20 protein-coding genes and 3 pseudogenes are annotated in these 22744 nt (G+C 73.2%); 10 read left to right on the top strand and 13 right to left on the bottom strand.

Annotated elements, in window-relative coordinates:
• Positions 1–39: 39 nt before the first annotated feature.
• The 3 genes from ACZ4Z3_RS25575 to ACZ4Z3_RS25565 all read right to left on the bottom strand — a co-directional run bounded on the left by ACZ4Z3_RS25575 (position 40) and on the right by ACZ4Z3_RS25565 (position 2654).
• On the bottom strand, positions 40–933 hold the full coding sequence (locus ACZ4Z3_RS25575; RefSeq protein ID WP_468503187.1) for a universal stress protein: 894 nt from the start codon (positions 931–933) through the stop codon (positions 40–42).
• A 39-nt stretch (positions 934–972) separates the two neighbouring features.
• Positions 973–1878: a universal stress protein gene (locus ACZ4Z3_RS25570; protein ID WP_468503186.1), complete on the bottom strand. Its 906-nt coding sequence runs from the start codon at positions 1876–1878 to the stop codon at positions 973–975.
• A 221-nt stretch (positions 1879–2099) separates the two neighbouring features.
• Positions 2100–2654 (bottom strand): TMEM175 family protein, encoded by a 555-nt coding sequence (locus ACZ4Z3_RS25565; RefSeq protein ID WP_468503185.1) that lies wholly within the window; start codon positions 2652–2654, stop codon positions 2100–2102.
• A 681-nt stretch (positions 2655–3335) separates the two neighbouring features.
• Between ACZ4Z3_RS25565 and ACZ4Z3_RS25560 the strand changes: the two genes are divergently transcribed.
• Positions 3336–5063: a SulP family inorganic anion transporter gene (locus ACZ4Z3_RS25560; RefSeq protein ID WP_468503184.1), complete on the top strand. Its 1728-nt coding sequence runs from the start codon at positions 3336–3338 to the stop codon at positions 5061–5063.
• 66 nt (positions 5064–5129) lie between these two features.
• On the opposite strand, the gene ACZ4Z3_RS25555 is transcribed toward ACZ4Z3_RS25560, so the two are convergent.
• The 4 genes from ACZ4Z3_RS25555 to ACZ4Z3_RS25540 all read right to left on the bottom strand — a co-directional run bounded on the left by ACZ4Z3_RS25555 (position 5130) and on the right by ACZ4Z3_RS25540 (position 9730).
• On the bottom strand, positions 5130–7514 hold the full coding sequence (locus tag ACZ4Z3_RS25555; RefSeq protein WP_468503183.1) for a glycoside hydrolase family 65 protein: 2385 nt from the start codon (positions 7512–7514) through the stop codon (positions 5130–5132).
• A gap of 72 nt (positions 7515–7586) precedes the next feature.
• The gene (locus tag ACZ4Z3_RS25550; protein ID WP_468503182.1) at positions 7587–8228 is read right to left on the bottom strand and encodes a vitamin K epoxide reductase family protein; all 642 of its coding nucleotides are present in this window, start codon (positions 8226–8228) and stop codon (positions 7587–7589) included.
• Positions 8225–8800, bottom strand: coding sequence for a hypothetical protein (locus ACZ4Z3_RS25545; RefSeq protein WP_468503181.1), 576 nt, complete (start codon positions 8798–8800; stop codon positions 8225–8227). Before ACZ4Z3_RS25545 ends, ACZ4Z3_RS25550 begins: the two co-directional genes overlap by 4 nt.
• Before the next feature lie 471 nt (positions 8801–9271).
• Positions 9272–9730 carry an SRPBCC family protein gene (locus tag ACZ4Z3_RS25540; RefSeq protein ID WP_468503180.1) on the bottom strand — a complete coding sequence of 153 codons (459 nt, stop codon included), beginning with the start codon at positions 9728–9730 and terminating at the stop codon, positions 9272–9274.
• 329 nt (positions 9731–10059) lie between these two features.
• Here ACZ4Z3_RS25540 and ACZ4Z3_RS25535 point away from each other — a divergent pair, with 329 nt between their 5' ends.
• Positions 10060–10389 (top strand): WhiB family transcriptional regulator, encoded by a 330-nt coding sequence (locus ACZ4Z3_RS25535; protein ID WP_420823707.1) that lies wholly within the window; start codon positions 10060–10062, stop codon positions 10387–10389.
• A 213-nt stretch (positions 10390–10602) separates the two neighbouring features.
• Complete coding sequence (locus ACZ4Z3_RS25530) at positions 10603–11766, top strand: PP2C family protein-serine/threonine phosphatase (RefSeq protein ID WP_468503484.1); 1164 nt, start codon at positions 10603–10605, stop codon at positions 11764–11766.
• A 72-nt stretch (positions 11767–11838) separates the two neighbouring features.
• Here ACZ4Z3_RS25530 and ACZ4Z3_RS25525 read toward each other — a convergent pair whose 3' ends face one another.
• Together ACZ4Z3_RS25525 and ACZ4Z3_RS25520 are read right to left on the bottom strand one after the other, a co-directional pair.
• Positions 11839–12804, bottom strand: a complete 966-nt coding sequence (locus tag ACZ4Z3_RS25525; protein ID WP_468503179.1) for a Rieske (2Fe-2S) protein — start codon at positions 12802–12804, stop codon at positions 11839–11841.
• Positions 12805–13182: 378 nt separating this feature from the next.
• A pseudogene (locus tag ACZ4Z3_RS25520) lies at positions 13183–13386 on the bottom strand (winged helix-turn-helix transcriptional regulator); the annotation flags it as partial.
• Positions 13387–13535: 149 nt separating this feature from the next.
• Here ACZ4Z3_RS25520 and ACZ4Z3_RS25515 point away from each other — a divergent pair.
• Positions 13536–14144, top strand: a pseudogene (locus ACZ4Z3_RS25515) (zinc-binding dehydrogenase); the annotation flags it as partial.
• 87 nt (positions 14145–14231) lie between these two features.
• On the opposite strand, the gene pgm reads toward ACZ4Z3_RS25515, so the two are convergent.
• Complete coding sequence (gene pgm / locus ACZ4Z3_RS25510) at positions 14232–15872, bottom strand: phosphoglucomutase (alpha-D-glucose-1,6-bisphosphate-dependent) (protein ID WP_468503178.1); 1641 nt, start codon at positions 15870–15872, stop codon at positions 14232–14234.
• A 125-nt stretch (positions 15873–15997) separates the two neighbouring features.
• On the opposite strand from pgm, the gene ACZ4Z3_RS25505 reads away from it, so the two are divergent.
• Positions 15998–16675 (top strand): class I SAM-dependent methyltransferase, encoded by a 678-nt coding sequence (locus ACZ4Z3_RS25505; protein WP_468503177.1) that lies wholly within the window; start codon positions 15998–16000, stop codon positions 16673–16675.
• Positions 16676–16776: 101 nt separating this feature from the next.
• Positions 16777–17982, top strand: a complete 1206-nt coding sequence (locus ACZ4Z3_RS25500; RefSeq protein WP_468503176.1) for an MFS transporter — start codon at positions 16777–16779, stop codon at positions 17980–17982.
• Between the two features lie 31 nt (positions 17983–18013).
• Here the strand turns inward: ACZ4Z3_RS25500 and ACZ4Z3_RS25495 are convergent, their stop codons facing one another.
• The gene (locus tag ACZ4Z3_RS25495) at positions 18014–18448 is read right to left on the bottom strand and encodes a hypothetical protein (protein WP_468503175.1); all 435 of its coding nucleotides are present in this window, start codon (positions 18446–18448) and stop codon (positions 18014–18016) included.
• Between the two features lie 63 nt (positions 18449–18511).
• Here ACZ4Z3_RS25495 and ACZ4Z3_RS25490 point away from each other — a divergent pair, with 63 nt between their 5' ends.
• Together ACZ4Z3_RS25490 and ACZ4Z3_RS25485 are read left to right on the top strand one after the other, a co-directional pair.
• Positions 18512–19210, top strand: coding sequence for a helix-turn-helix transcriptional regulator (locus tag ACZ4Z3_RS25490; RefSeq protein WP_468503174.1), 699 nt, complete (start codon positions 18512–18514; stop codon positions 19208–19210).
• A 262-nt stretch (positions 19211–19472) separates the two neighbouring features.
• The gene (locus ACZ4Z3_RS25485) at positions 19473–20138 is read left to right on the top strand and encodes an SDR family NAD(P)-dependent oxidoreductase (RefSeq protein WP_468503173.1); all 666 of its coding nucleotides are present in this window, start codon (positions 19473–19475) and stop codon (positions 20136–20138) included.
• 65 nt (positions 20139–20203) lie between these two features.
• Here the strand turns inward: ACZ4Z3_RS25485 and ACZ4Z3_RS25480 are convergent, their stop codons facing one another.
• A complete protein-coding gene (locus ACZ4Z3_RS25480; RefSeq protein ID WP_468503172.1) occupies positions 20204–20752 on the bottom strand; it encodes a YciI family protein in 549 nt (182 codons plus the stop codon).
• 87 nt (positions 20753–20839) lie between these two features.
• Between ACZ4Z3_RS25480 and ACZ4Z3_RS25475 the strand changes: the two genes are divergently transcribed.
• Complete coding sequence (locus ACZ4Z3_RS25475; protein WP_468503171.1) at positions 20840–21415, top strand: hypothetical protein; 576 nt, start codon at positions 20840–20842, stop codon at positions 21413–21415.
• Between the two features lie 16 nt (positions 21416–21431).
• Here ACZ4Z3_RS25475 and ACZ4Z3_RS25470 read toward each other — a convergent pair whose 3' ends face one another.
• Positions 21432–22193 carry a DeoR/GlpR family DNA-binding transcription regulator gene (locus ACZ4Z3_RS25470; protein ID WP_468503170.1) on the bottom strand — a complete coding sequence of 254 codons (762 nt, stop codon included), beginning with the start codon at positions 22191–22193 and terminating at the stop codon, positions 21432–21434.
• Positions 22194–22368: 175 nt separating this feature from the next.
• Between ACZ4Z3_RS25470 and ACZ4Z3_RS25465 the strand changes: the two are divergent.
• A pseudogene (locus ACZ4Z3_RS25465) lies at positions 22369–22647 on the top strand (hypothetical protein); the annotation flags it as partial.
• Positions 22648–22744 lie beyond the last annotated feature (97 nt).

Here is a 22744-nt window from a genome sequence, read left to right as displayed (position 1 = left end):
GGTCCGCCTCCTCTCGGAAGCCGTGGTGGGTGCGCGGTGTCAGTCGTCGTGCGCCCGGTGGGGGACGACGGCGACCGGGCAGGCGGCGTGGTGGAGCGCGGTGTGGGCGACGCGGCCGAGCTGGAGCCCCACGCGGTGCTCAGGGCGGCGCCGGGCGCCGACGACCAGCAGGTCGGCCTGGGTGGAGGCGTCGAGCAGCACCTTGCGGGCGGGGCCCTCGGCGGTGCGCCGACGTACCCGCACGGTCGGGTACTGGGCTGCCACGCCGTCGAGCGCGGCCTCCAGGGTCTCGGCGGCGTGCTGTTCGTGCAGGCGGGCGGGTTCGCCCGCGAGGAGGGGGTGGTCGGTGGTCTCGTGCGCGGGGCACCGCCAGGCGCGCACGGCCTCCAGTACGGCGCCCCGGCGCTCCGCCTCCTCGAAGGCGAAGCGGACGGCCTCGGCTCCGTGCGCCTCCTCACCGACGCCCAGCAGGATCCGCCCGTGCGTCGCGGGCCGGGGCTGTCCGTCGGGGTGGCCGCGCAGCACGACCACGGGGCAGGTGGCGTACGCGGCGACGCCCAGGCTGACGGAGCCGAGCAGGAACTCGGCGATGCCGCCGCGCCCCCGCGTGCCCAGGACCAGTGCGGTGGCCTCCCGTCCCTCCCGGACCAGCGCGTACTCGGGCTCCTCCGGGACGATCAGGGTGGTCACCTTCACGTCCGGGCGGCGGTCGCTCACCCGCCGGGCGGCGGCGTCGACGATGTCCTCGGCGAGTGTCTCCTCGGACGGCTTGCCGAGGTCCTCGGCGAGCGCGGCGCCTTCGTAGCGCTGCCACAGCGAGGCGTGCACCAGCCGCAGCGGCACCCCGCGCAGGGCGGCCTCGTCGGCCGCCCAGTCGACGGCCCGCAGGCTCGGCGCGGAGCCGTCGACGCCGACGACCAGGGGATGTTCCATCGGTGGTCCTCCTCGGAGTGCGGGGAGCGCGGCGCCCCGTCAGGGGTGGGCGATCACGGCCACGGGGGCGGCGGAGTGGTGCAGGACGGCGTGGGTGACCGGGCCGATGTGCGTGCCCACGGGGCTGCGGCGGATGCGGCGGCCGACGACCACGAGGGACGCCTCCCGGGAGGCGTCGACGATGTGGTGGGCGGGGCTGCCCCAGCGGCACACCTCGGTGACGTCGACGTCGGGGAACTTCACCTGCCACGGCTTGAGCACCTCGGTCAGGGCGGTGACCTGGTTGGTGCGCAGCTCGGGGCCGAGTTCCGGGTCGGCGGGGATGGCGTAGGCGTAGTACGGCGGCGGGTTCCAGCCGTTGACGACCCGCAGGGCGGTTCCGCGGCGGGAGGCCGTGTCGAAGGCGAACTCGATCACGCTGTCGTGCGGGTTCTCGGTGTCGAGGCCTAGGACGACGGGCCGGAAGGGGGTGGCGGCCGACGGGATGCCGACCGGGTCGGCCTGGTGCTCGTCGGCGGCCTGTTCCCCGGCGCGGACGAGGACGACCGGCTGCTCGGCGTGTGCGACGACCAGCTGGCCGACGGAGCCCACCAGGAAGCCGCCGATGCCGCTGAGCCCCCGGGAGCCGAGGACGAGCAGCGCGGCGTCCTTCGCCACGCGGGTCAGGACCTCGCCGGGCCGGCCGCTGATCTGTTCCACGGTGACGTCCACGCCGGGATGCCGCAGCCGCAGTCCTTCGGCCGCCTCGCGCGGGATGCGCTCGCTCCAGTGCTGGAGCGTCTCGGCGGCGAGCAGCGGTGCCTGGGCGATGGGGTCGGGTACCGGTTCCCAGACGTGGACGAGGGTCAGCGGCAGGTCCCGCAGCTTCGCCTCGCGGGCCGCCCACTCGGCGGCGGCCCGGCTCTCTGCCGAACCGTCGAGCCCTGCGACAACCGTGTTCACCATGGTTCTGCCTCCTGAACGGGGGGTGTGCTCCCAGCGTCGTGCCGCGGGGGCCGGTGGTGGAGGGGCCGCAGGTCCCCGGCAGGGGCCGAACGTCCCTGACACGACGGGTTCGGTGCGGAGTCCCGCCGTGCGGCTCGCGCCCGCGCCGCTCCGCGGTGGATGCTGATCTCCATTCGGTGGAGGGAGGCCCATGGTCGAACGCGGCGGGATCAGGGCTCCGGTCACGACGGTTCGCTACGGCGAGCGGCGATTCGGTCGGCCAGCACGGACAGAGGAACGCTGGCCGCCCAGCTGTAGATGGCGGCGATGGGCGAGATGCGCGCGATGGGCACCGAGGCCAGAAACACGATCGCCTGGGCGGGGAGCGGGACGTTGCGCCAATTCACGCCCGCCGAACGGCTGACGTGCAGATCGAGCCCGTACAGCACCAGTGCGGCCGCGCCGATGACAGCCCCGTACAGACCAGGACCGAGGAAGCGGTCGCCGTACATTTCCAGGACGTGGGTGGGAAACGGGATCAGGGACACCAGCGCCAGGAACGCGACATGGAGCCAGAACGCGTAGAGGTCGATCCCGTCCGCGTTCCGCACCGCCGCATGGTGGGCCCTCCAGAACAGCGCGATCACCACCGCGCTCAGCAGAAAGGCACCCACCTGCGACTGAACCTCGTCGAGCGCCTGGCGCAGCTCGGCCCCGTCGAGCCCATCGGGTAGCTCGACGTCCAGCACGAGCAGCGTCATGGCGATGGCCGTCACACCGTCGGTGAGGGCGAGCATCCTGTCTCTCGGCATGAGATCCGCTTGCGGTCGGGCTCGTCGCCGCTCCGGGCTTGAGTTCATAGCACCCTGTGGTAGCAGCCCCGCCCCTGTGCGGGCGGTCAACGACGCGCGCGGGTACGACAGGGGGCGGCCGCACGCGGGTGGCGTCCTGTTCCTGGAGGCCGGAGGGCAGCGTCGGCCAAGGGACACGTCGATGTCCCCCAGGATGATCTCCGCCGGGTCCGCCGGGTTCGCCACGCCGATCGCTCCGGCGGGTGCGCTGCCCCGCCGCCAGCAGCGTCTTCGTGCGTTTCCGGCCGTCAGCCGAAGATGTCCGTGAGGCCCGTCCAGCCGTCGTCGGCGGCTGGACGGGCCCGCATCGGGCGTGGCTCCTGGTGGGTTGCCGCCCCGGCCCTCGCACGGACGATGTCCGGCCCACCACATGCCGCGACCGCGAAGGCGCCTAGAACCTGGGCCCTCGCGGCCCCTGGGTGTCCTCGTCGTGCACACCCCCCGTCCGCATGACGGGGGGTGTGCTCCCAGCGGCGTGCCGCGGGGGCCGGTGGTGGAGGGGCCGCAAGTCCCCGGCAGGGGCCGAACGTCCCTGACACGACGGGTTCGGTGCGGAGTCCCGCCGTGCGGCTCGCGCCCGCGCCGCTCCGCGGTGGATGCTGATCTCCATTCGGTGGAGGGAGGCCCATGGTCCAGGGCTCGGGCAGAGGGCACGTTCCGGGGTGGCGCCGTCTGGCCCCCGGGCTCGGCACGCTCCTCGGCTACCGGCGGGCGTGGCTGAGGGGCGACGTCCTGGCCGGGGTGACGGTCGCCGCGTATCTGGTGCCGCAGGTGATGGCGTACGCGGGGGTGGCGGGGCTGCCGCCGGTCGTCGGGCTGTGGGCGATCCTGCCGGCCCTTGGCGCGTACGCCCTGCTCGGCTCGTCCCGGCTGCTGTCGGTGGGCCCGGAGTCGACGACGGCGCTGATGACGGCGACGGTGGTGGCTCCCCTCGCCGCCGGGGACCCGGACCGGTACGCGACCCTGGCGGCGACGCTCGCGATCACGGTGGGCCTGCTGTGCGTGGTGGCGCGACTGGCGCGGCTCGGCTTCGTCGCGGACCTGCTGTCCCGGCCGGTGCTGATCGGCTATCTGGCGGGCGTGGCGCTGATCATGACGGTGGACCAGTTGCCCAAGCTCACGGGTGTCGACACGACGGGGTCCTCGTTCTTCCCGCAGCTGTGGTCGTTTCTCGGGAACGTGTCGGAGGCGCACACGGCGACCGTCGTGTTCTCCGCCGTCGCGCTGGCTGTCCTCTTCACGGCCGCCCGGTACGTCCGGGCCGTTCCCGGCCCTCTGCTGGTGCTGGTCCTGGGCACGGCGGCCGTCGCCGCTTTCGGGCTGGACGACCGGTACGGCGTCGAGGTGATCGGTGACGTGCCGATCGGTCTGCCCGGGTTCTCCTCGCCGGACCTTGGCGAGCTGCCGCGGCTGGTGCTGCCCGCGCTGGGTGTGCTCCTCGTCGGCTACACCGACTTCATCCTCACCGCGCGGGCCTTCGCCGGCCGTGACGGCGAGGAGGCGCTCGACGCCGACCAGGAGTTCCTCGCGCTGGGAGCCGCCAACCTCGGGGCGGGTGCGCTGAGCGGCTTCCCGGTGAGCAGCAGCGCCAGCCGTACCGCGCTCGCGTCCACCGCGGGTGCCCGCAGTCAGGCGTACTCGCTGGTCGCCGGGGCGGCGGTGCTGGCCGTGCTGCTCTTCCTCAGCCCGCTGCTGTCCCGCACGCCGAGGCCCGTCCTGGGCGTCCTCGTCGTGTACGCGGCCGTCCGCATGATCGACCTGGCGGGTTTCCGCAGGCTCGCGTCGTTCCGCAGGCGGGAGCTGTTGCTGGCCCTCGGCTGCCTCGCCGGGGTCCTCGCCCTCGACATCCTGTACGGGGTGCTCGTCGCGGTCGGCCTGTCGATCGCGGAGCTGCTGACCCGGGTGGCGCGTCCGCACGACGCCGTCCAGGGACTGGTGCCCGGGGTGGCCGGCATGCACGACATCGACGACTACCCCGATGCCCGGACCATCCCCGGCCTGCTGGTGTACCGCTACGACTCGCCGCTGTTCTTCGCCAACGCGGAGGACTTCCGCCGCCGTGCCTTGGCCGCGGTGGACGAGCAGGCGGACCCGGTGCGCTGGTTCGTCCTCAACACCGAGGCGAACGTCGAGGTCGACATCACCGCCCTGGACGCCGTGGACGAGCTGCGCCGCGAACTCACCCGGCGGGGCGTGGTCCTCGCGCTCGCCCGCGTCAAGCAGGACCTGATGGACGACCTGAGGGCCTACGGCCTCGCGGAGTCCGTCGGCGCCGACCGGATCTTCCCCACGCTGCCGACGGCCGTGGCCGCGTACCGGGAGTGGAGCGATGACGGGAGCGGACACGGGGGCTGAGACGGGAGCGGTCACGGGGGCTGAGACGGGAGCGGTGAACGCCGGGATCCCGCGTGCGGGCCCCGGTCAGGCGGGCCGGTCGGGGAGGTCGAGGTGTCTGCTCTGCCCGGGGTGGAGGCGCGCCTCGCGGCCGGGCAGCCGGACGTCGATCGGGGAGCGGTCCGAGGCGGGCACCGTGATCTCCAGGCGACCCCGCTCCAGGCGCAGCCGTACGCCCCAGTGGCCCCGGTAGCGGAGGGCGAACCCGTACGAGGACAGCTCCGGCAGCGGCACCGGGTCGAGCCACAGGGCGCCCTCGCGGGTCTCCAGACCGGTCAGTCCGCGCTGGACGAGGTCGAGGGTGCCGGCCATGGCTCCGAGGTGGATGCCCTCGCCGGTGGTGCCGCCCTGCAGATCGGCGATGTCTCCCCGCAGGGCCTCCTGGCAGAACGCCCATGCCTCGGCGCGTCGGGCCCGTGCCAGGACCCAGCCGTGCACCAGGCCGCTGAGAGTGGAGCCGTGGCTGGTGCGGGCGAGGTAGTGGTCGACGGTCCGCCGCCAGATGTCGTCGTCCAGCCGGTGGCCGAGCCGGGCGAAGAGGCGGTGCAGTTCGGCGGGTGAGAAGAGGTATCCGAGCATCAGCACGTCGGCCTGCTTGGACGCCCGGTAGCGGTTGACGGTGTCGCCCTCGGCCTCCAGGATCCGGTCGAGGCGCCGGATGTCACCGTACCGTCCGCGGTACCGCGGCCAGTCCAGTTCGGCGAGGTCCCCGTAGCCCTCGAACTGGCTGATGACGCCGCTGTGGAAGGGCACGTGCAGGGTACGCGACACGTCCTCCCAGCGTTCGAGTTCACCGCCGTCCAGGCCGGTCCGCTCGGCCAGTTCGCGGCGGCGCGGCTCGGGCAGGGCGCGCAGCACGTCGAGCGTGCGGGTGAGGACCCAGGCCGCCGTGACGTTGGTGTACGCGTTGTCGTCGAGGCCCGGCTCCGTCGCGCCGGGGTAGGCGTCGTGGTACTCGTCGGGGCCGACGACACCCCGCAGGCGGTGCCGGCCGAGGCTCTCGTCGTACGTGGCGGAGTCCGCCCAGAAGCGGGAGATCTGCAGCAGCATCTCGGCGCCCTTGGTGTGCAGGAACTCTGCGTCGCCGCTCGTCTGGCAGTACTGCCAGACGTTGTACGCGATCGCCGACCCGACGTGGCGCTGGAGCCGGGAGTGGTCGGACAGCCAGCGCCCGGAGCGCGGGTTGAGGTGCAGTTCCTGGGTCTCCTCCCGTCCGTCGCTGCCGCTCTGCCACGGGTACAGGGCACCGCGCCGTCCGACGGCGCGCGCGGCGGCGCATGCCTGGTCCAGGCGCCTGTGGCGGTAGCGGAGCAGGGCGCGGGACACCTCCGGGAAGTGCAGGTTCAGATACGGCAGCACGAACAGCTCGTCCCAGAAGACATGGCCCCGGTAGGCCTCCCCGTGCAGCCCCCGGGCGGGTACGCCGACGTCGAGGTCGGCGGTGTGCGGGGACAGGGTCTGCAGGACGTGGAAGAGGTGCAGCCGCAGGATGGTGCCCGCCTCGCCGGGCACCTCCAGGTCGGCGCGGCGCCACAGCTGGGCCCAGGCGGTGGTGTGTGCCGCGAGCAGGCCGTCGAAGCCGGGGGCGCGGCCCACCCGGTCGATCGCGGCGCGCAGCGGGTCGCTGATCGCCGGATCACGGGAGGTGTGCAGGGCCACGGTCTTGTCGACGGTGCGGGTGGTGCCGGGCGCCAGACGCAGCCGGACTGCCTGGACGGCGTACGGGGGTGTGTGCCGGTCGCGGACCGGGGACCCGGCGGTCAGGCGGGCCGCCATGCCGACGCGGATGTCGGAGGTGCGGGTGCGGCAGCGCAGCCACACCGTGTCCGTGCCGGTGGGACCGGTGTGCACATGGGTGAGGTGGTGGCCGTCCAGGTCGCGGTAGCGGGGCACGCCGGCGTTGGTGACCCCGCCGTCGAGCCGGGCCTCCACCTCCAGCTCCGTCGTGTCCGGCACCCCGTCGACCGTGAACTCGGTGCGCAGCGCGGCGAGATGGGCGTCGGCCATGTGCACGAGGCGTTGCTGCCGCACCTCCAGGGTGCGACGTGCGTCGAGCGCGTACGTGGTCCGGCGTTCCAGGGTGCCCGTGGACAGGTGGAGGACCTGGCGGTGGTCGAGCACGGTGCCCGTGTCCGGGGTGAGCCACCGCTGTCCGGGCAGGCGGAAGCGCAGCGGCAGCCAGTTGGGGAGGTTGACCATGTCCTCGTTGTCGACCCGGCGCCCCGCGACGTCGGAGGTGAGCCGGTTGTAGCAGCCGGCGACATAGGTGCCCGGGTAGTGCACGCCGTCGGCGGCGCATTCGGGCAGGGCCCCTCGGGTGGCGAAGCAGCCGTTGCCGAGGGTGCACAGTGACTCCCTCAGCCGCTCGTCAGCGGCCTCGTAGCCCTCGTACTCCCATGTCCAGCCGGTCACTCCGCCAGTATCGAAGAGAACGGGCCCCGCGTCCCGTCGGGACGGCGCGGGGGTGCCGGGCGGCTCGGCCGGTCAGGAGAGCACGGCCTGCCAGTGGGTCCAGAACCGGGTCGCGATGAGCATCCCGATCAGGGCGTACCAGGTGACGGGGGCCGCCCAGTGGAACTCCCAGGCGGCGGCGACGAGTTGGCGCGGTGCGCGGATGATGCCGTGGCGGAGGTTGTGCACGGTCGTGTACCAGAACATGGCGATGGTGGCGGCCCACACGAGCACGCACCACAGGCAGAGGGCGCCGATGTCGTACAGCGCCTGCGTCATGAGCCACATGCTGAAGACCACCCCGCCGAGGGTGCCGGCGTTGAGGCCGAGCCAGTACCAGCGCCGGTAGCGGGCCCCCGCCAGCAGCCCGAACCCGATGCCGGTGACGACGCCGAAGGCGATCAGGCCGATCACCGGGTTGGGGAAGCCGAACACGGCCGCCTGCTCGCTGCGCATCACGCTCGTGCAGGACACCACGGGGCTGAGACTGCACGGGGGCACGTACGAGGGGTTCTCCAGCAGCCGGAACTTGTCGACGGTGATGACGAAGGAACCGAGGAGCCCGAGCGCCCCCGTGATCACGAGGAGCCAGGCGAAGGCGGGCCGGGCCCCCGTCCGCGAGCCGCCGCCCCGCGGCGGGGCGTCCTGGCCGGGCGTGAGACTCGTCGCGCTCACCTGACACCGCCCTTCACCACGCGGGCAGCCGTGTGGGACATGGCCGCCGGGCGGGTGCCCACCTCTCCGGTCGACGCGCCGTCGGCGTCTCTCGGCCGCGTCCCGCGGGCGGCGCCGGCCGGCCAGACGACCTCGACGGGGATGCCGCGGGAGCGGGCGAACGCCACCAGGTGAGCGGTGGCGTCCGTGCCGTCGGACGGTGAACCGTCCCACACCGCGTACACCTTCCGGCCGGCCGCGACGACACGTTCGTCGGCGCTCACGCGGGCGTCCCGGTCCGCGGGGTCGAAGCCCAGCAGCCGGACCTCCTCGGCCAGCGTCAGCAGCTCCGCGGCCCCCGACCGATCGGGCTCGGGCAGGACGGCGGGCACGGCACGCTGCGTCGGCAGCAGCACCACCAGCCTCCTGCCCGCCGCGCGCACCGCCCGCCCGAACACCACGGGCACCCCGGCCCCGGCGCGCACGAGCCCGGCGGCGCCGTCGCTCAGCCGGTCCAGGTGGTCCCGTAGTTCGGCCTGCACCAACTCCAGCGCGGGCTCGGTCAGATCATCGTGCCCCACCGCGACGATCACCGCTCACCCTCCCCAGCCGTCCTCTTGCCGGACATGCGTGTCCTTCCGCTCCTCAGCAACCGATGGGATGCAGTGAAGCCCGCGCCGATCACCCGCGGGTAGGGCCGAACGGACCTACGGACAGGGCGATCCCGCCCTGGTCACGTGGCGTGCGGGGAGGGCGGGGGGAGCGAGCGGGAGGGGCGGACGCGGCACGGAGAAGGGGCTGGGAGCGGGAGGGCCGAGGGTGCTTCGACCCACGAAGGGCAGCCAGCAGCAGGAGGGCCGGGCGATTCCGACCCACCGAGGGCAGCCAGAGCGGGAGCGCCGGGCGGCTTCGACCCGCCAAGGGTGGGAGCGCCGGGCGGTTCCGACCCGCCAGGGGAGGGCGGGAGCGGTGGAGTCGGGCGGCCGGGGCCGCGCATACGTCGGCGCCGGCCGCCGGGCAGGCGGTCGGCGCCGACGAGGACGCGTCTCAGGGGTGGGGCGGGGTCACTCGCCGGGCCTGATGCGGCCACGCCAGGCTCCGGACTCGCCGCCGCGCTTCTCCATGTACTCCTTGAAGCGCTGCATATCGCCCTTCACACGCCGGTCGATCATGCCCAGCATGTCGCCCGCCTTCTCGATGCCGCTGGGCTCGATGTCCATGACGAGCTCCACCCGGGTGTGCGTGTCGTCCACGCGCTCGAAGTGGACCGTGCCCCTCTGCTTGGTGTCACCCGAGGTCGTGCGCCATGTGATCCGCTCGTCCGGAAGCTGGTCGACGATCTCGGTGTCGAACTCGCGCTTCACCCCGCCGACCTTGGTCGTCCAGTGGTTGTGGCGGTCGTCGATCTGCCGGACCTCCTCCACCCCTTCCATGAACTGCGGGAACTCCTCGAACTGAGTCCACTGGTTGTAAGCGGTGTGGACGGGGACCTCGACTTCCACCGCTTCCTTGACCGTGCTCATCTGAGACCTCCTCGATGCGGTTCTCACCCCGACCGGACCGTCACGGAGCCGGGCCGGGGCCTCTGCACGGCGTCCGAGTACCCGTGGATCACTCGCCTACGACCGAAGACGCGATCGGATCCCGTCCGGGACGGTCGCGACCGCGCAGACCGAGGCCCCCGTCACCGTGGACGGTCGGCAAAAGGTCACGTCGTCACGGTTGCGAACGCCGGGTTTGGCGTGAAAATGGGCCCGCGCGATGTGTCTGCTTCGTGACGAGGTCGGGCTCCCCCGGTGGGACAGCGCACTCCGCTGGCAGGGGTCCAGCGGACGCCGGGGCACCGGCGGCGGTGGCCGCCGGTGGCGGGACCGATCCGCTGGTCGCCGACGCGGACGGGAAGGCGGCAGCCATGGACTGGTGGCGGGACGCGGCATGTGCCCACGAGGACCCCGAACTCTTCTTCCCCGTGGCCGTCACCGGGGCCGCCCTGCGGGATCAGCAGGCCAGGGCGAAGGCGATCTGCCGGCGCTGCCCGGTGATCCACCCCTGCCTGACGTGGGCGCTCCAGGCGACGGGCGCGCAGGGAGTGTGGGGCGGAACGTGCGAGGAGGAACGGCGCGGGCTGCTCCGGGGCAGGGCCCAGGGAGAATCGGCGCTCGGCGTCACGGGCTCGGCGTGAAACGGTGGCCCGGGCCGGCCGCGTGCCCTCGTCGCCCGTGGGCACCCCCGTCCGACCGCTGCCGTACGCTGGCCGTAACAGCCATGCGGGCTTCTCGTCTTCGTCAGCCGTCAGCCGTTCCTGACCACCGTGAACGAACGAGGTCGACGGACGGAACCGGGCAGTCCCCTTGCGACGGGGCTTGATGTGACGGTGTACGAAGATCCGGCGCACATGCTCGTGGCGCTCACTCGGGCCAGCCATCTCACGACCTTCGAGGCGATGCCCGCCCTCGTCGCCACGCACGCGGAGCGTGCCGGACTCGGCCGGACCAGTATCTTTCTGGCCGATCTGCAGCAGGACGTACTGCGGGAGGTGACCGGCCGCGGCATCGACGCCGGAGACGGCGGCGAGGAACTCCGCGTCGACGCCACTCTCGCGGGCCGGGCCTTCCAGAAGGGCCTGGGCGGCGCGGTGACCGACGGACGCGGGCGGCACTGGATCCCCGTGGTGGACGGCACCGAACGCCTCGGAGTGCTGCGCGTCGACGTCACCGCCGCCGACCCGGACCGGGAGGCGATGCAGGACCTCGCATCCCTGCTGGGGCTGATGCTGGTGTCCAAGCGGAGCTACAGCGACTCCTACGCCCGCCTCACCCGCACCCGGCGGATGAGCCCCTCCGCGGAGATGCAGTGGACCCTGATGCCGCCGCAGACGTTCTCCGACGGCAGGGTGACGATCGCGGCCGCGATGGAACCGGCGTACGACACCGCCGGGGACGCCTTCGACTACGCCCTGGCCGCGGACACCGCCCATCTGGCCATCTTCGACGCCATGGGCCACGACACGGCCGCGGGACTCACCGCGAACCTCGCCATCGCCACCTGCCGCAGTCACCGCCGCCGGGGAGCCGGACTGTCCGAGGCGGGCAGCGCCATCGAGGCGGCGCTCCTCGAACAGTTCCACCACAGTCGTTACGCCACCGGCATCCTCGCCGACCTCGACGTCACGACCGGCTACCTGAGCTGGGTCAACTACGGGCACCCCCCGCCCGTGCTCATCCGGGGCGGCCGCTGGGTCACCACCCTGGCCTGTCCGCCCACCCACCCCCTCGGCACCGCGCTGGGCCTGTCCACCAAGCTCTGCCGGGAGCAGCTGGAACCGGGCGACCGGCTGCTGTTCTACACCGACGGCGTCACCGAGGCGCGCGACACCGGCGGGCAGGAGTTCGGCCGCGACCGCTTCGTCGACTTCGTCGTCCGCCACCACGCCGACGGCGTCCCGCTGCCCGAGACGCTGCGCCGACTGGTCCACGCGGTCCTCGACTACCACGACGGCTTCCTGGCCGACGACGCCACGGTCCTGTGCTGCGAATGGCACGGCATCGCGCCGCAGTGACGCGATCCGGGACCCTGGGGGGTGGCCGTCAGTCGCCGCGCCGACGGGTCGCGTGCCGGTGGCCCCGGCCCGCTACCCCGGCTCCGCTGTGCCACTGCCGGTCGGCGCCACCTGCCCATCCTCCGCCCGGCCGTTCGCCCCCGGCTCCGCGCCGTCCTGCTGACGCAGGCGTATCTCGACGTGACCGTCGGTGATCCGGGTGTCGAAGGCGGGCTGGGGCGCGGTGGCGGGGCCCCGTACGTTCCAGCCGTCCGAGAGACGGAAGACGCTGCCGTGCCAGGGGCACTGGACGCATCCGTCCGCGACGGTGCCCTCGGACAGCGGTCCCGCGAGGTGGCTGCACCGCTCGGCCAGCGCGTGGAGCGTCCCGCCGATCTCGCGTACGACCAGGACGGGCACGTCGTCCACGGCGCGCCGTACGGCCTGACCCACCGGGAACTCGTCGACGGTGCCGATCCTGCGCCAGCCCTGCGACACGACGTGCGGGACCTCTTCGGCGTGGTTCGCGCCGGACGCCTGGCGGTAGGCGAGGTGGCCGCCGAGCATGCCGCCTGCGCCGACCGCCGTCAGCCCCAGGAAGCCGAAGGCTCGGCCGGCGAGCGTACGGCCCCGGGCGCGTGACACGAGCGAGGCGGCGTACAGGCCGACCGCCGCCACGTTGGCCGCGGCGTGCACGAGTCCGACGCGCTGCTGCTGGCGGTGGAGTTCCGCCCAGTCGACGGCGCCGGCCAGGGCGGCCGGAGCGGCGGCCGCCAGTCCGACGCCGACGAGGAGGCCGGCCTCACGGGAGCGGCCGGGCCGCAGATCCAGGACGGCGGCGGAGAGCCAGCTGCCGATCGGCACCTGGACCATCAGCGGATGGACCGGGTGCCCCAGCCAGCGGCCGTGCAGCACGTCCCGGCCGCGCCCCAGCGGCAGGGACCGCACCCGCTCGCGGAGCACGCCGATCACCGCATCGCCCCGTGGCTCCCGCTCCAGCCGGTCCAGCAGCCACAGGACCCGGTTCTGCGCCGTCTGACGACGTGATGTTGCGCTCATGACCTGCGGGTCCCCGCCGTCGACGACGGCAAACAGCCGGGCCGGTCCGGGGCCGGTGGCGGGCCGATCGCACGCCCGATCCCGGCATGCACCATTCAACCGATTGGATACCTTTGTGGAATATGTAATAGTTATGCCTGAGACCTCTACCCGAGGGAGTACGGCCGCATGATCCACGGAGCCCACCCGAACGCTCCTGTCTCAACCCGCCACGTGAACATCGCCCGCGCCCGTGACTGCGACAACTGTCGCGGCTGGGGAAGCGTGATCAAACAGGGACAATTCGAACTCTGTCCTGCCTGCCAGAGCCCGGCGCGGACCCCGTGAGGACGTCAGCGCTCCCGCGGTCCGGGCCATCAGACAGCCGTCGGCGCCGTCTCAACCCACCTCGGGCGACCGCTCCGCCGCGGCGTCATAGGCGCCGCGGGCCTCCGCGATGGAGGACCGGCGCCGCTCGGCCCAGCCCACCAGTTCGGTCAGCGAGGCATGGAGTTCCCGGGCCATGGGAGTGAGGTCGTACTCGACCTTGGGCGGCACGGTCGGGTGCACGGTGCGGGTGAGCAGCCCGTCCCGCTCGAGTCTGCCGCGCACGGATGTGACTGCGTGACATGAATGTGCCTCCTTCCTCCGCACAGCAAGCGGATGATTACCGCAGTTACAAGCCGCCGGCGAAACCGGCCCGGCAGTGGGCACCCGCGTGGTCGCCCTGACCTCGGGGGCGTTCGCCGAGCGTGTCGCGATCGATACGGGTGCGCTCGCCGAGGTGCCCAAGAACCTGGACCTGGCGATGCGGTCGCTCTGCCGGTCGCCGGACTCGCGGCGCTCCGTCGCTGCGCGCCGCCGGACTCGGGCCGGGCAAAAGGGTGTTGATCACCGGGGCCTCCGGTGGGGTGGGCCGGTTCGCCGTCCGGTTGGCGGCGCGTGCCTGCGCCCACGTGATCGCGTCCGTGGGCTCACCGGCCCCCGGGGAGGGGCTCGTCGAGGCCGGCGCCGACGAGGTGCTGACCGGCTTGGAGGGACTCGACCGACCGGTCGACGGGGTCATCGACAGCGTCGGCGGCCCCCAACTGGTCGCCGCATGGAACCTGCTCTCCCCGGGAGGCAGCGTGCAGAGCGTCGGCTGGACTTCCGGTGAGCCGGCGGTCTTTCCTCCGTATGCGACCGTCGGCCCGTCCAAGTCGCTGACGTCCTTCGTCATCGAGGGCGACGCCGGACCGGACCTGGCCGCCCTCACCGAGTTCGCCGCTGAGGGAGCCGTCACCGTCGAGATCGGTTGGCAGGGCCCCTGGGACCGCATCACCGAAGCCGCCGAGGCCCTGCGCGGGCGCCGGGTCGCCGGAAAGGCGGTCCTGCGGGTGTCACGCGGTGAGCCGGCCGTACCGGCGCCTGTCCCGCAGGACCAGGACAGTCCTGGACCGGCGAAGCCTCTACGCGTTCAGCGCCGCCAGCACCACCGACTTGGCCTCCTCCTGGATCCGGGTCAGGTGGTCGGGGCCGTGGAAGGACTCGGCGTAGATCTTGTAGACGTCCTCCGTGCCGGAGGGGCGGGCCGCGAACCAGGCGTTGGCGGTGGCGACCTTGATGCCGCCGAGGGCGGCGCCGTTGCCGGGGGCCTCGGTGAGGACCGTGGTGACCGGCTCGCCGGCGAGGGTGTCCGCGGTGACCTGGCGCGGGGAGAGCTTGGCGAGCAGGGCCTTCTCCTCGCGGGTGGCCGGGGCGTCCACACGCGCGTAGGCGGGGGCGCCGAACCGCTCGGTGAGCCCCGCGTAATGCTGCGACGGGGTCCTTCCCGTGACCGCCGTGATCTCGGAGGCGAGCAGCGCCAGGATGATGCCGTCCTTGTCGGTGGTCCACACCGAGCCGTCGCGGCGCAGGAACGACGCGCCCGCCGACTCCTCGCCGCCGAAGCCGAGCGTGCCGTCGGACAGGCCGCCCACGAACCACTTGAAGCCGACGGGGACTTCGACCAGTTCCCGGCCGACGTCCGCCGCGACCCGGTCGATCATGCTGGATGACACGAGGGTCTTGCCGATTCCGGCACCGGCCGGCCACTGCTCCCGGTGGGAGAAGAGGTAGGAGATCGCCACCGCCAGATAGTGGTTGGGGTTCATCAGGCCGCCGTCCGGGGTGACGATGCCGTGCCGGTCGGCGTCGGCGTCGTTGCCCGTGGCGATGTCGAACCGGTCGCGCCGCTCGATGAGCGAGGCCATGGCGTACGGCGAGGAGCAGTCCATGCGGATCTTGCCGTCCCAGTCCAGCGTCATGAACCGCCAGGTGGGGTCGGTGAGCGGGTTCACCACCGTCAGGTCGAGCCGGTGCTGTTCGGCGATCCGCCCCCAGTACGCGACGGAGGCGCCGCCCAGCGGATCGGCGCCGATGCGCACACCCGCGGAGCGGATCGCGTCCAGGTCCAGCACGGCGGGCAGATCGGCGACGTAGGTGCCGAGGAAGTCGTAGCGGGTGGTGCCGGGGGCGGCGAGGGCACGGGCGTACGGGATGCGCCGTACGTCCTTCAGGCCGCCGGTGATGATCTCGTTGGCGCGGTCCTGGATCCAGGAGGTCGCCTCGGAACCGGCGGGGCCGCCGCTCGGCGGGTTGTACTTGAAGCCGCCGTCGGCGGGCGGGTTGTGCGAGGGGGTGACCACCACGCCGTCGGCGAGGGCCGAGGTGCGGCCGCGGTTGTGGGTGAGGATGGCGTGCGAGACCGCCGGGGTGGGCGTGTAGCCGTCGGCCTGGTCGATGAGGACGGTCACGTCGTTGGCGGCGAACACCTCCAGCGCCGTGATCCGCGCCGGCTCGGACAGGGCGTGCGTGTCGGCCCCGAGGAAGAGGGGGCCGTCGGTGCCCTGGGCGGCGCGGTACTCGCAGATGGCCTGGCTGGTGGCGGCGATGTGGTCCTCGTTGAACGCCGCCGCGAGGGACGAACCGCGGTGTCCCGAGGTGCCGAACGCCACCCGCTGCCCGGGCTCGGCCGGGTCGGGGTGCAGCGCGTAGTACGCCGTGACCAGGCGGGCCACATCGACGAGGTCGTCGGGTCCGGCGACCTGCCCCGCTCGCGCGTCCTGCATTTCCCGCTCCTCCGCAAGGGTCGACCGTTGGGTACGGCCCTCATTCTCCCCTGCCGGGCCCGTCGAAACGCGCACCGGGCGGACGTTGTGGCGGGCGTTGTGGCGCACGTCCCGCGAGTGCGACGATGCGGGTCGGCCGGCGAAGGGACACCGATGTGACGCAGGAGCACCAACGGCCTCCCGCGGCCGTACTGTTCGACGCCCTGGGCGCCGACTACGAGAGGGCCTTCGCCCATGCCCCGGCGCATCTGGCGGCGTTGGAGTGGCTGGTCGAGCGGCTGCCTCCCGGCGCGCGGACGCTGGACGTGGGCAGCGGCACCGGGCGGCCCACCGCGGCGGCGCTGGTGAAGGCGGGGCACACGGTGCTGGGGGTCGACGTCTCCCCCGTCATGGTGGAGCTCGCCCGACGACAGGTCCCCGAGGCAGAGTTCCGCCACGCGGACGTGCGCGAACTCCCGCTGGAGGCGGACTCGTTCGACGGTGTGTGCGTGTTCTTCTCGCTGCTGCAGATGACCCGCGCCGAGCAGTCCGCCGTGCTGCGGCGGCTGGCCGTGGCCCTGCGGCCCGGCGGGCATCTGGCGCTGGCCACCGTGCCGGCGGACGTCGAGGACGTCGAGGTCGTCTTCATGGGCCAACCCGTCCGCGCCACCAGCTTCGCCGAGGAGGACGTCGTCGCCACGGTGGAGGCGGCGGGCCTGACGGTGCTGTCCCGGCACACCACCCTCTTCACCCCGGACCACCCGGGCGCCGGCCCCGAGCCGCACCTCTTCCTGCACTGCCGGCGCAACGGGGCCGACCGCTGATCCGAGGACGCGGGATGTGGGCGACACCCCCGTCGAACAGCTCGTGGGGGGCGGGCCGCGCCGGGGCGCGTGCGCCCGCGGGTGCGGTTACCGTCGGCGGTATGAGCAGTGATCTTGGTGGCTGGCGGCGGTGCCTGCTCGGCGGGGCGGTGTTCGCCGTGTGCATGGTCGGCACGACGCTGCCGACCCCTCTCTACGGCCTCTACCAGGAGAAGTTCGGCTTCTCCGAACTGACGGTCACCGTCGTCTACGCCGTCTACGCCGTCGGGGTCATCGGGGTACTGCTCCTGGCGGGCAATGTCTCTGACTCCGTGGGCCGCCGTCCGGTGCTGCTGTGGGGGTTGGGGTTCGCCGCCGCGAGCGCCGTCTGCTTCCTGTGCGCCACCGCGATGGGCTGGCTCTACGCGGGGCGGCTGCTGTCGGGCCTGTCGGCGGGCCTCTTCACCGGGGCCGCCACGGCGTACGTCATGGAGCTGGCGCCGCCCGGCGGTGCCTCGCGTGCGACGTTCGTGGCGACCGCCGCGAACATGGGCGGCCTCGGCTGCGGCCCGCTGCTCGCGGGGGTGCTGGCCGAGTACGCCGACTGGCCGCTGTATCTGCCGTTCGCCGTTCACCTCGCCCTGGTGGCCTGCTCGGCCGTCGTCCTGCTGCGGCTCCCGGAGACCGTGCGGGAGCGTCGACCGCTGAGCGCCGTACGGCCCGAGCGGCCGGGCCTGACCCCGGGTGTCCGGGCGGTGTTCGCGCCGGCGGCGACCGCGTCCTTCGTGGGATTCGCGCTGTTCGGGGTGTTCACCTCGGTCAGCCCGGCCTTCCTCGCGCAGTCCCTGGACGTGCGCGACCACGCGGTGAGCGGTCTGGTCGTCGCGCTGGCCTTCTTCGCGTCCACCGGCGGGCAGCTGGCCGTCGGCCCGGTCGGCGGCGGCCGGTCGCTGCCGCTGGGGTGTGCCGCGCTCCTGACCGGTCTGGCGCTGCTGGCGGGTGCGCTGCGGTGGGACTCGCTGCCGCTGGTCGTGCTGAGCGCGCTCGTCGGCGGCGCCGGGCAGGGGCTGGCGTTCCGGGGAGCGCTGTCGGCCGTGGCCCGCGCCGCCGAGCCGGACCGTCGCGCGGCCGCGATCTCCGCGCTCTTCGTGGTGGCCTACACAGGCATCTCCCTTCCTGTCATCGGGATGGGGCTGCTGACGGAGCCGATCGGCCTGGAGAGCGCCGGCCTGGTGTTCATCGCCTGCATGGCGCTCCTGGTGTCAGCCGCGGGCCTCTACCTCCTGCGCCGCCCGGCACCCGCGCCGGAGGCCGACGGGGTGCGGTGAGCGTCCGGTCCGGCCTCGGCGGGGCGCGGTCTCAGTCCGGCGTCCGCGCGGGGCGGTAGCGCTCGGCGAGGCGGGCGAGGGCGACGGCGCCGAGCAGGAGACCGAAGTCCCGCAGGGCGACGTCGTAGTAGTCGGGAATGGTCAGCAGGTTGACGATGATGCCCGCGAGCCAGCCAGCCACGAGCCAGCCGCCGAACCGCGGGGCGAGGGCGACGGTGAGGCCGGCGACGATCTCGACGCCGCCGACGGCGTACATGGCGGCCTGGGCGCTGCCCGGGACCAGGTCGTCGATCCACGGGGCGAGGTAAGTCGGCCAGTCCACGAGCAGGTTGGCGAACTTGTCCAGGCCGAACAGGATCGGCGCCACGGCGAATCCCGTCCGCAGGATCCAGAACGCCTGGTAGGCGGGGTCGGCGGCCAGGCCGCGCCGAGGCGTGACCGGTGTGGTGATGAGGGTGGACGGCATGACGCCCCTCCTTCTATCGACAAGGTTCACTGTCAATAGAAGCCCCGCTCGGCTCTTAAGTCAATGACTGTTGGTTTTACACTGGTGCGCGTGGACCACTCGAACGAAGCACCCGGCGGTGACGTCTCCGCCGTCGCGGCGCTGGACGAGCCGACGCGCCGGCGGCTGTACGACCACGTGGCGCGGCAGTCCGGCCCGGTCGGCCGGGACGACGCCGCCCGGGCCCTGGGGCTGGCGCGGCAGACGGCGGCCTTCCATCTCGACAGGCTGGCCGCCGAGGGGCTGTTGGAGGTGGTGTACGAGCGGCGCAGCGGACGCAGCGGCCCGGGCGCCGGGCGGCCCGCGAAGCTGTACCGGCGCTCCGGGAAGCAGATCAGCGTCACCGTGCCCGAGCGGCGCTACGAGCTGGCCGGGCGGCTGCTGGCGCAGGCGGTGGAGGAGTCCGACGCGACGGGCGAAGCGGTCCGCGAGGTGCTGCACCGCAAGGCGACGGAGCTGGGCGAGCAGTTGGGCGAGCGGGAGACCGCCGGGGTGATCGACCTGCTGGAACGCCACGGCTTCGAGCCGCGCCTCGACGGAGACGCGATCGTGCTCGGCAACTGCCCGTTCCATGTGCTGGCCCGCGAGCACACCGAGACGGTGTGCGGAATGAACCTGCATCTGCTGCGGGGCGTGCTGAGCACGCTCGGCGAGGACGGCTGGGAGGCCCGCCTCATGCCCTCCCCGGGCCACTGCTGCGTCCGCCTGCTGCCCGTCGCCTGACCGCCGCGCGCCGGAGAGAGGACACACCGAGGATCAGCGGGTCAGGTCGTGGACGACGCGCGGTGACAGAGGCAGGTCCAGGGCGCGGTACGCCCACTCCAGGCGGCCCACCTCGGGATGCCGTAGCCGCTTGATGCCCTCGTGGCGGATGCGATGTTCAACGCACCGTACGACAGCCCGGCGAGGGAGCGGCCGAGCGCATCGGTCACACTCGGTGCCGCGGACCCCGCCCCCCGTTCCCCACACCTTTCAGGGACCCACCATGACGACCTTCGCCCTCATCGGCGCCGGTGCCGGCCTCGGACTGGCCGCCGCCCGCCGCTTCGGCACCGCCGGTCACACCGTCGCCCTCATCGCCCGCGGCGCCGAACGCCTCGACGCCCTGGTCGCCGAACTCGCGCGCGACGGCGTCCGGGCCCGCGGCTTCACCGCCGACGCCCTGGACCCCGCGTCGCTGGCCACGGCCCTGCGGGCCGCCGCCGACACCCTCGGCCCCGTCGAGATCCTCCAGTACAGCCCCGCGGTGCGCGCCGACTTCATGAAGCCGGTCCTCGACACCACCGCCGACGACCTCGACGCGCCCCTCACCTTCTCCGTCAAGGGCCCCGTCACCGCGGTGAACGCCGTCCTGCCCGGCATGCGCGAACTCGGCCGCGGCACGCTCCTGTTCGTCAACGGGGGCAGTGCCGTACGCCCCCACCCGGAACGCGCCGGCACCTCCGTCGCCTTCGCCGCCGAGAGCGCCTACGCGCGCATGCTCCACGACACGCTCGCCCCGGAGAACATCCACGCCGCCCAGCTGATCGTCCCCGGCGCCATTCATCCCGACTCCGAACACAGCAACCCCGACACCTTGGCAGGACGCCTCTACGCCATGCACATCGAGCGGGACGGCTTCCGCCACTACGCCGAGGCCCTGCCCGACTGATCCGCCCCGACGGACGCAGCCCGACGCACGCAGACCCGAGGGGTGGCGGGGTGGCGGGCCCCGGTTCAGCGGCGTCCGCCGAACTCCCAGTCGTGGACCTCGATGTCGGCGTACCGGTCCTCGGTCAGGACCGCGCGGGCCGCGTCGGGGTCGGTGGCCCGGACCAGCACGGCCGTGCCCAGCCAGGTCTCGCCGTCGTCGGACAGCAGCGGCCCGTACGCGATCAGCCCGTCGTGGCCGGGCGGCACGGTGAGGTCGGCGGGCCCGCCCGAGCCGAGGCCGAGCACCAGATACCGGTTGCCGCCGGTCCGGCCACCGGGGAACTCCCACATGGTGCGCCCCAGCAGGTTGCGCCACCGGCGCAGCAGGACGTCGCGGTAGGCGCCCGCCTGGTAGTTGGGTTCGTCGAAGGCGAACGCGCGGGCGGCGGCGGGATCCGGCAGGTCGACGATGTGGACACTGCCGGTGGGGGTCTCGCCGTCCTCGGCGAAGGTCGGGCCGCGGGCGATCAGCTGTTCCGCGTACTGGTCCATGTAGGACCAGTGCGCTTCCACCAGCTCCTCCCGCAGGGGGAGGGAGCCGGGCCGGTCGCGGTGGTAGCAGAGGAACTCCATGGGCACAGACCCTCGCCGACATCAGGCGCCGTCTCAACCGACTTTCGCGATCACGGGCGGGTCCCGGTCGCGATGACGCTTCCCCCGATGCGCCGAGCCCCCGTACGACACCAGCCTGTTGGCGCGCCAGGGTGGTTCACCCCGGACGGCGCGTCCGCGCCGCGGCCGCTCGACCGGCTGGTGGCGGACGAGATGGGCGACTTCTGGGGCGAGTTGTTCGGCTGGCTGTCCGGACGTTTCGCGGAGTGCTTCCCGCTGCCCGGTGGGTCGGACTCACGACGGATCCTGGCCGTCACCGAACCGGACGACGAGGGCGAGTACCCGGTGTTCGCCCTCGATCTCGACGACATGCCGTTCCTGGGGCTGATGTATCCGGGCTTCGACGTGTACCTGGCCGACACGGCGGGGCTGCTTCCCCGCGAGGGCGAACTCGACGGCTACCCGGAGCTGATGGACCACGAGACGTACGGCCCCCGGATGCGCCGGACGCGAACCGGTGCTTCGCGGGCCGGAGCTGCGTGGAGTACCCCTTCGAGTGCGCACCGGTGTACGCGGAGCTGTGCCCCGAGCCTGGCGGGGAGGGCCCGACGGGGCGGGCCGCGCGCTGAGCCGGCACCTGTGCCCAGGGGCCCGCGGCGTCGCGGTCGTGCGTCGGCGGACTGACGCCGGGGGCGCGAGGTCAGACGGTCCGGACGACGGTTCCCCCCGCTTCGAGTGCGGTGACCTCGTCGGCGGCCGCGGTGGTGTCCGTGACCAGGGTGTGCACGAGGGCGGCGGGGCCCACGTGGGCGTAGGCGGTGTGGCCGAGCTTGGTGCCGTCGGCGGCGGCGATGACGCGGCGGGAGGAGGCGATGGCCGCCTTCTTCACCGCGGCGTCGTCGAGGTCGTAGGCGGTCAGGCCGTCGGCCGCGGTCAGCCCGCAGCAGCCGACGACGGCGGTGTCGAAGCGCAGGGCGGCCAGGGAGGCGAGGGTGAGGGGGCCGGTGAGGGCCCCCTCGGCGGCGCGGGGCTGGCCACCGGGCACGACCAGGGTGGCCGGGCCGGGCGTCTCGGCGAGCAGTCGGATGGCCTGCAGGGACAGGGGCATCACGGTGACGGGCCGCTCGCGCAGGAGCCGGGCGACCTCCAGGCAGGTGGTGCCGCTGTCCAGCAGGACGGTCTCGCCGTCGGCGACGAGTGCGGAGATCTCGGCGGCGATCCGGCGTTTGGCGTCGACCGCCTCGCGGGCACGCAGCGCGAAGGGGGGCTCCTCGCCTCGGAGCAGCAGGGTGCGCGCCCCGCCGCGGACGCGTTGGAGGAGCCCCTGCGCGGCGAGGACGTCGAGGTCGCGGCGGATGGTCATCTCCGAGGCGCCGGTCAGCTCGGCCAGCTCCTGGACCGTGGCCGCTCCGGAGTCCCTGATGACCTTCGCGATCAGCCCGTGCCGGTCTGCGTTGCTCATGCCGCGATTGAACACCACCGCACGAAATGAACAACACACCCGTTCGTTATCGCACGTTCCGAACACTAGTTATGTTCGTTACGCTGGTCGGCATGGAACGTTCCCTGCGAACCGCCCGCGTGGCTCTGCGCGAGGGCGCCGCCAGCGACTGGAGCGCCCCGCACCCCGACTGCTCGCCGACCCTTCCGCCGCCGGGGCCAACGTCTCCCGCGTCGCCGGACTCGGCTACGTCGGCATGCTGGCCGGCCTCTCCGTGATCGGCCGGCTGACCCACCTCGTCGCCCTCGACCACGCCTTCGTCCTGTTGACCTTGCTGTGCGTGACCACCGCCGTGGAGGCCCGCGTGTTGGGCACCGACCCCGTCCGCGTCCGGCGCGGCGAGGGGTCGGCCGACCGCACCCGCGAGCCCGAGACGGCAGCCGACAGCCGACAGCCGACAGCCGACAGCCCATGACCGCTTGTGCGGCACGGTCCCTGACAACCGTGCCGCACAAGCCCCTCTCCCCCGGTCGCCAGGGCCGGGAGGAAGCCACCGGCCGAACTCTGGCCGA

The sequence above is a fragment of the Streptomyces sp. NPDC030296 genome (assembly GCF_055572815.1).
The sequence above is the reverse complement of the archived record's forward strand: the minus strand, read 5'-3'. Positions and strand labels throughout refer to the sequence as shown.

Coding starts and splice junctions, on each gene's coding strand:
- ACZ4Z3_RS25575 (WP_468503187.1), bottom strand. CDS start 933: ATGGAACATCCCCTGGTCGTCGGCGTCGACGGCTCCGCGCCGAGCCTG.
- ACZ4Z3_RS25570 (WP_468503186.1), bottom strand. CDS start 1,878: ATGGTGAACACGGTTGTCGCAGGGCTCGACGGTTCGGCAGAGAGCCGG.
- ACZ4Z3_RS25565 (WP_468503185.1), bottom strand. CDS start 2,654: ATGCTCGCCCTCACCGACGGTGTGACGGCCATCGCCATGACGCTGCTC.
- ACZ4Z3_RS25560 (WP_468503184.1), top strand. CDS start 3,336: ATGGTCCAGGGCTCGGGCAGAGGGCACGTTCCGGGGTGGCGCCGTCTG.
- ACZ4Z3_RS25540 (WP_468503180.1), bottom strand. CDS start 9,730: ATGAGCACGGTCAAGGAAGCGGTGGAAGTCGAGGTCCCCGTCCACACC.
- ACZ4Z3_RS25530 (WP_468503484.1), top strand. CDS start 10,603: ATGCTCGTGGCGCTCACTCGGGCCAGCCATCTCACGACCTTCGAGGCG.
- ACZ4Z3_RS25525 (WP_468503179.1), bottom strand. CDS start 12,804: ATGAGCGCAACATCACGTCGTCAGACGGCGCAGAACCGGGTCCTGTGG.
- pgm (WP_468503178.1), bottom strand. CDS start 15,872: ATGCAGGACGCGCGAGCGGGGCAGGTCGCCGGACCCGACGACCTCGTC.
- ACZ4Z3_RS25505 (WP_468503177.1), top strand. CDS start 15,998: ATGCGGGTCGGCCGGCGAAGGGACACCGATGTGACGCAGGAGCACCAA.
- ACZ4Z3_RS25500 (WP_468503176.1), top strand. CDS start 16,777: ATGAGCAGTGATCTTGGTGGCTGGCGGCGGTGCCTGCTCGGCGGGGCG.
- ACZ4Z3_RS25495 (WP_468503175.1), bottom strand. CDS start 18,448: ATGCCGTCCACCCTCATCACCACACCGGTCACGCCTCGGCGCGGCCTG.
- ACZ4Z3_RS25490 (WP_468503174.1), top strand. CDS start 18,512: ATGACTGTTGGTTTTACACTGGTGCGCGTGGACCACTCGAACGAAGCA.
- ACZ4Z3_RS25485 (WP_468503173.1), top strand. CDS start 19,473: ATGACGACCTTCGCCCTCATCGGCGCCGGTGCCGGCCTCGGACTGGCC.
- ACZ4Z3_RS25480 (WP_468503172.1), bottom strand. CDS start 20,752: ATGGAGTTCCTCTGCTACCACCGCGACCGGCCCGGCTCCCTCCCCCTG.
- ACZ4Z3_RS25475 (WP_468503171.1), top strand. CDS start 20,840: ATGCGCCGAGCCCCCGTACGACACCAGCCTGTTGGCGCGCCAGGGTGG.
- ACZ4Z3_RS25470 (WP_468503170.1), bottom strand. CDS start 22,193: ATGAGCAACGCAGACCGGCACGGGCTGATCGCGAAGGTCATCAGGGAC.